Raw genomic sequence first — 5,888 nt, forward strand, 5'->3', positions numbered from 1 at the left:
CATCCAATACAACTGAAGTTCGTGTGCTTAGAGAAACTCTAAGCACTTTGCGGGATACCGCCTCTGTTACCTTAACGGGTAATAGTGCTGTCGTAGCATTGTCCGGGAAAACCCTGGAAAATGTCGCGTAAATGTATCAGGACTACAAAACAACCGATTGTTTTAGTCGAGTTTTCTAAACATTCCCTCAAAATTTAGACCAGTCCCCCTCCTTCCCGGCTCAGTTGCGGCTTCAAGGAGGGGGACTGGTTTCTTTGTGGATCACCCCTTTTCCCCGGGATGGGTGGGGAATCAACGGTTGCGTGCTGTGAGATTATCCGGGTTAGGGCCTGGGGATTTAGACCGGGGTGGAACAGCGGAGTCAAGCTGTTCGGGTCTTTGTTCGGGTCTCTGTTCCCCTGAAGCAGGCGGGAGGAGTTGGGACTGTAAGGAAGGGTCGCTGACGGTATGAGAAAGGGGCGCTAAAGCCATCGCAAACCGAGCGTGTTCTTCGAGTTGTTCGGTGGAAGAGAGCAGGTCCCCAAGGATTAGTAAAATATTGCGAATACTTTCAAACAAAGCCGGATCGCCGGTTAACGCTTCCAAGTCCGAGGTAATTTTTTGGACATTTTGGAACGTAGCGCGGGCCGAATCTAAGGTTTGTTGTAATAGCAACAGATTGGTGGGGGAGATGGCTGTATCGGTTAATTCGGCGAGATTGGCTGAGGCAGCGGAGGCATTGGCGGCGAGTTGATTGGCGGTAGTGGAGAGGGTCTCTAGGTTGGCTAAGAGTTGAGAATCCTCAAATTGATTGAGCTGTTGTTGGACCCCAGCGACGAGGGGGGTAATTTGTTGGGCACTGATTCGCAGTTGTTCGCTGGTGGTGTTGATGTTGTTGAGAGTGGTGACGAGGGTGCCGCGATTGGTGGCGACGAGTTCATTGACACTGCCAATTAGGGTCCGGAGGTCGGCAGCGGTGAGGTTGAGTTCCCCAGCGGTGCCGCTGAGTCCCTCAACGGTGCCACCGACGCGATCGAGGGTGAGACTGATGCGTTCGGCACTGGCCCCAAAGGTTCCGGCAACTGAGCCATATTCCTCAGCAGCGGCACCAATTTGATTGACCGTGCGTTGGAGGTCCCCAGCGATCGCCCCATAGCGATTGGAGATAGCAGTAATTTGATTGGTGGCGGTGCGGATATCCCCGGCGATCGCCCCATATTGATTGGCAGTCGCGCCGATTTGATTGGTGGCGGCCCGGATATCCCCGGCGATCGCTCCATATTGATTCACCGTCCTCCCCAGTTGGGCAGAAATGGCCCCTACCTGATTAGCCGTATTCCCAATTTGTCCAGCAGCAGTATTCAGGGCCGAAGCCGATTGGAGGGCGGCGGAGGAGAAAATCCCTAACTCTCGTTCCACCGATTGGGTCAAGACACCGATTTGGCGGCTGAGTTGGGTAATTTCAGCCGTAGCAACGGTAGAGTTTTTCACCAAAGCATTTAGATTGGCAAAAAATGCCGGATCTGAAAATAAATTCGTCAACCGCATCGAACCGCGAATCAGTTCGTCAAAATTCACCCCAATCTGTCCCTCAAGACGCTCCCGATTGCACAAAATTAACTCCGTATTGCAGTCCGAGGCGAGGGGAGTCGTGGTTTTTATCACTTGAGGGGGTAACGCCTGTAGCGGTTTGATATCCACCCAGGTTTCCCCAATTAATCCTCCTTGATTGGCCTCGATCAAGACGGCATTGGGAATCACCAGGCTCGCTGGAGCCACTATCAGCTCCACATCTACTCCATTGGTTCCGGGGATAATATTGGCAATCCGGCCTACCGTGACACCCCGGTAACGCACCGGCCCCCCCACTTGCATTCCCGCAACGTTAGGGAATGACACCACGAGGGTATAGCTTTCGCGGCCTAATCCGACCCCGCGCAGCCATAAAATAATGCCGCCAAATAGTCCTAAACCGGCCAAAAGTAATAAACCAATTGATCCTTCTCTCAGCTTTCGTGACGAGCGCATGGGTTCTCCTTCTGCGATAGTTGCTGTTTTGACGTTGTTGCTCTGATTTTGACTCCCACCTGTGTTTCCACTCCGACTCTGATGATGCCATACCGCCACAGCACTGATATCCCTAAGCTGCCTTGCGATCGCCTGATGCTCAACCGGCGAGTTGAATCGGTCCGGTAATGCTCCCACTGAAAAATTGTCGGACTAAAGGGTTATCTGTGGTGTCAATCTCCTCAATTCCACCTTGCCACTGCACTTTCCCATCAAATAAAAACACGATCTGATCGGAGGTTCGGCGAATGGTGCTATCTTGGTGCGTGACCATCACATAAGTGCTACAGCCGCCTCGGGCTGCCTGTAAATCTCGGATTAAATCTTCAATCACCGTAGAGGCGATCGGATCTAACCCCGCCGTCGGCTCATCATAGAGCAACACTTCGGGACTGGCGGTGGGGTCATCTGGATTCGCCATAATTGCCCGGGCAAAACTCACCCGCTTTCGCATCCCTCCAGACAGTTCGGCGGGGTATTTATTGCCAATTCCTGCCAACCCTACCATTTCTAGCTTCTCGGTGACCAGTTGTCGAATTTGCTTGCGGGATAATTTGGAATGTTCGTAGAGGAAAAATCCGACATTTTCATCCACGTTTAAGGAATCAAAGAGGGCCGCATTCTGAAAGACCATGCCAATGCCAATGGGATCCGCTAAATCATCGGTCCAGCGATCGCGGCGAATTCCCTGCACATACACTTCCCCGGCATCAGGCTCCAGCAATCCCGCAATAATCCGCAAAATTGTTGATTTGCCAGTCCCAGAGGGTCCAATGATTGAGAGGGCCTCATTTCGGTAAATGTTTAAATCCACTTCTTTTAAAATTACATTCCGCCCAAAGGACTTAGATACTCCCTTCAATTCAATCAACGGCTCACTCATCGGCTCAACTGCGGTAACGCTCTACGGACTGGTCACTAAAGGTTAAGTATAGTAGTCCAGCCACCGGGCTGGGTGGAAGTCCATCGTCGCTACTCTCCCTAGGTAGAACTTACGCATTACCCCTAAATCTGTAGAGGCGATTCGCGAATCGCCTCTATTGAGCGACATCGCCTCACCCCGATCGATTCTAATCCGGACTCCCTCCCCTCTCCTGGGGCAATTCAGGCCGGGGTCTCTCGCCATTCCGGAACAATCCCGATATCCTGGTAAGCATATTCTCTTATTTGGCCGGGGAGATGACTTCTTTTCCGTGACAGGCTATTGTCCGGTTGAGTTCGGAACAGACCTTTTGCAATTAGAATCAAAACCAAAAAGGTTGAAATTCCGGCTCTATCCTCTTTTAATCCCTACTCCTAAAATTAATCATGTCAATTGGTTTACTCAAACAAGCTTTCCATGCCCTCAAGCCGGATCCCCTGTTCCGACGAGGGATGCGATTTAACCATTGGTTTAAATGGTTAGCCCCTGGATTATTCGTCAAACGTTGGCTGCTCTTAAGTGCGGTTGGGGTCTTATTAACCCTGCTGGGTTTGGCAATCTGGGTTAAACTGACCCCGATTTTTTTCGCGATTCAGTTGATTGAAAAAACCCTGACCCAACTGGCGACGGTAATTCCCAGCTATATCAGCGGTCCGTTTGTCCTCTTGTTTGGGATTTTCTTTATTCTCTGGGGCCAAACCCGCACCGTGGGCTCGATTACGGAAGTGTTAAGACCCGGTGCCGAGGATGAGTTGATTGATGTCTTGCTGCATCACCGGAAGTTAAATCGGGGCGCGAAAATTGTGGTGGTTGGAGGTGGCACGGGTCTTTCTACCCTACTCCGGGGACTCAAGACTTACAGTGCTAACATTACGGCGATCGTCACTGTAGCCGATGATGGCGGGTCCTCGGGACGGCTACGCCGGGAAAATGGGGTGTTGCCTCCAGGAGATATTCGCAACTGTTTAGCGGCCCTCGCTGATGAGGAAAAGTTATTAACAGAACTGTTTCAATACCGATTTAAGGCGGGAAATGGGCTAACGGGTCACAGTTTTGGGAATCTATTTCTGACGGCGATGAGTGATATTAGTGGGGATTTGGAACGGGCGATCGCCACCAGTTCTAAGGTCCTCGCCGTCCGGGGTCAAGTCCTCCCCTCTACTTTATGCGATGTCAATCTCTGGGCAGAATTGGCCGATGGTCGTCGCATTGAGGGAGAATCGAGTATTACTGAAGCGAATGGCAAAATTGTCAAAATTGGCTGTACTCCCGCTAATCCTCCCCCGCTGCCTAAAGCCATTCAGGCGATTCGTGAGGCGGATTTCATTATTTTAGGCCCGGGAAGTCTCTATACCAGCGTGATTCCCAATCTATTAGTGCCGGAAATTGCCGAAGAAATTGCCAAGCGCAATGTTCCTAAAATCTATGTCTGCAATATCATGACCCAACCGGGAGAAACCGATGGCTATACGGTTGCCGACCATATCAAAGCGATTGACCACGCTTGTGGATTAAAGCTGTTTAGTTCGGTGCTGGTGCAACAGCAAATGCCTTCGGCTCAATCCCTGATTCGCTATTCCCAAGATAACTCTCATCCCGTGTATGTCGATCGCCCAACTATTACTGAACTGGGCCGCAGTGTGGTGTTCGCTAATGTCATGCAAGAGGACCGGGAAACGGGTTATGTCCGTCACGATCACCAACTGTTGGCCCAGGTGTTGATCCGCTGGTACGCTCATGTTCATATTAAAAGCAGTGCCGGAATCCTCTCTGTCGCCCGCTAGTTCTCTTTCACCGTTTCTGTCTCCTCACACACCTTTCGCTTACACAGTTTCTCAGGTTCAGATTGATAAATTACTAACCTTTTCCCACAGCACTGAACTGGACCCAATCACGCTATTTAACCGCTAAACTATTCACTATTTAACGGCTCAATAGGGAGTCCAATTAAGCGTCTTTTTATCGGCTATTTTGTTATAATTTTTAGGACTTTTCTCTCGGATTACCCAGTTCTGGTCTTCGCTTATTCTTTCATCCATGAGTCAATCCATTCTTAAATTAGTGTTGCCCGATGCAGATGCGACGAAATCTCTGGGCTTCACCCTCGGACAACGCTGCCCTCCCGGGACCACCATTTTACTCGAAGGAGATTTAGGTGCGGGTAAAACGACCCTGGTGCAAGGGATTGGGTCGGGTTTGGCGATCGCTGAATCCATTGTCAGTCCCACCTTTACTTTAATTGTGGAATATCTGGAAGGGCGCATCCCCCTTTATCATTTGGACCTCTACCGTTTGGACCCCACGGAAGTCTCAGGACTGAATTTGGAGAGTTACTGGGAAGGGACTGAGACGGAACCGGGTTTGGTGGCGATCGAATGGGCGGAACGTTTACCCTATAAGCCTGATAATTATTTACGCCTGGTCCTGACTCATCAGGAACAGGGACGCCAAGCCGAATTAATCCCCGTTGGGGACTTTAATTTGGATGCCCTGATGCCATTGCCTCGGGAGTGACTTTCCCAGGTTGCGACACCCGGCGGGGGTTTAAACATAGCCTGTAGGGGCGCTTCGCGAAGCGCCCCTACAAACGGGAAATTAATCCCCCACGGGTGTTGGTTTGACACTCCCCAATCTAAAGACACGGGGATTCTTTAGAAGGCAGTCGTAAGACTGCTAAACCCTACTCAGCCGTAGCCTTTCGGCAATCAAGGCGGTGCCAATTGCCCCTATTCTCTCTGCCCGAAGGCATTGAGCCTACTTATCGTTAATCCTGGCAGTTCGCGCAGAGGCTTTGCAGCTTGCAACTGTGGATGAAACGCTAAAAACGTTAATGACTACATTGTAGCACTAAGGGATAGGCAAGGGATAGGCGGTTAAAACCGCTCGTTCGTTTTTCCTCTGCGCTCTAAAGATGCGCAGT

Annotated in this window: 4 protein-coding genes; 2 read left to right on the forward strand and 2 right to left on the reverse strand. The window is 50.8% G+C overall.

Annotated elements, in window-relative coordinates; translation table 11 throughout:
- Positions 1-291: 291 nt before the first annotated feature.
- On the reverse strand, positions 292-2,184 hold the full coding sequence (locus NG833_RS28520) for an MlaD family protein (RefSeq protein WP_254568650.1): 1,893 nt from the start codon (positions 2,182-2,184) through the stop codon (positions 292-294).
- Positions 2,147-2,929 (reverse strand): ABC transporter ATP-binding protein, encoded by a 783-nt coding sequence (locus NG833_RS28525; protein WP_254568651.1) that lies wholly within the window; start codon positions 2,927-2,929, stop codon positions 2,147-2,149. The genes NG833_RS28520 and NG833_RS28525 overlap by 38 nt, the downstream gene beginning before the upstream one ends.
- Before the next feature lie 425 nt (positions 2,930-3,354).
- Between NG833_RS28525 and yvcK the strand changes: the two genes are divergently transcribed.
- Together yvcK and tsaE are read left to right on the forward strand one after the other, a co-directional pair.
- The gene (yvcK, locus tag NG833_RS28530) at positions 3,355-4,752 is read left to right on the forward strand and encodes a gluconeogenesis factor YvcK family protein (RefSeq protein WP_254568652.1); all 1,398 of its coding nucleotides are present in this window, start codon (positions 3,355-3,357) and stop codon (positions 4,750-4,752) included.
- Positions 4,753-5,005: 253 nt separating this feature from the next.
- Positions 5,006-5,482 carry a tRNA (adenosine(37)-N6)-threonylcarbamoyltransferase complex ATPase subunit type 1 TsaE gene (tsaE, locus tag NG833_RS28535; RefSeq protein ID WP_254568653.1) on the forward strand — a complete coding sequence of 159 codons (477 nt, stop codon included), beginning with the start codon at positions 5,006-5,008 and terminating at the stop codon, positions 5,480-5,482.
- Positions 5,483-5,888: the final 406 nt, after the last annotated feature.

The sequence above is a fragment of the Oscillatoria sp. HE19RPO genome (genome assembly GCF_024220515.1).
In the GTDB taxonomy this organism is placed as follows: Bacteria; Cyanobacteriota; Cyanobacteriia; order Cyanobacteriales; family Laspinemataceae; genus Laspinema.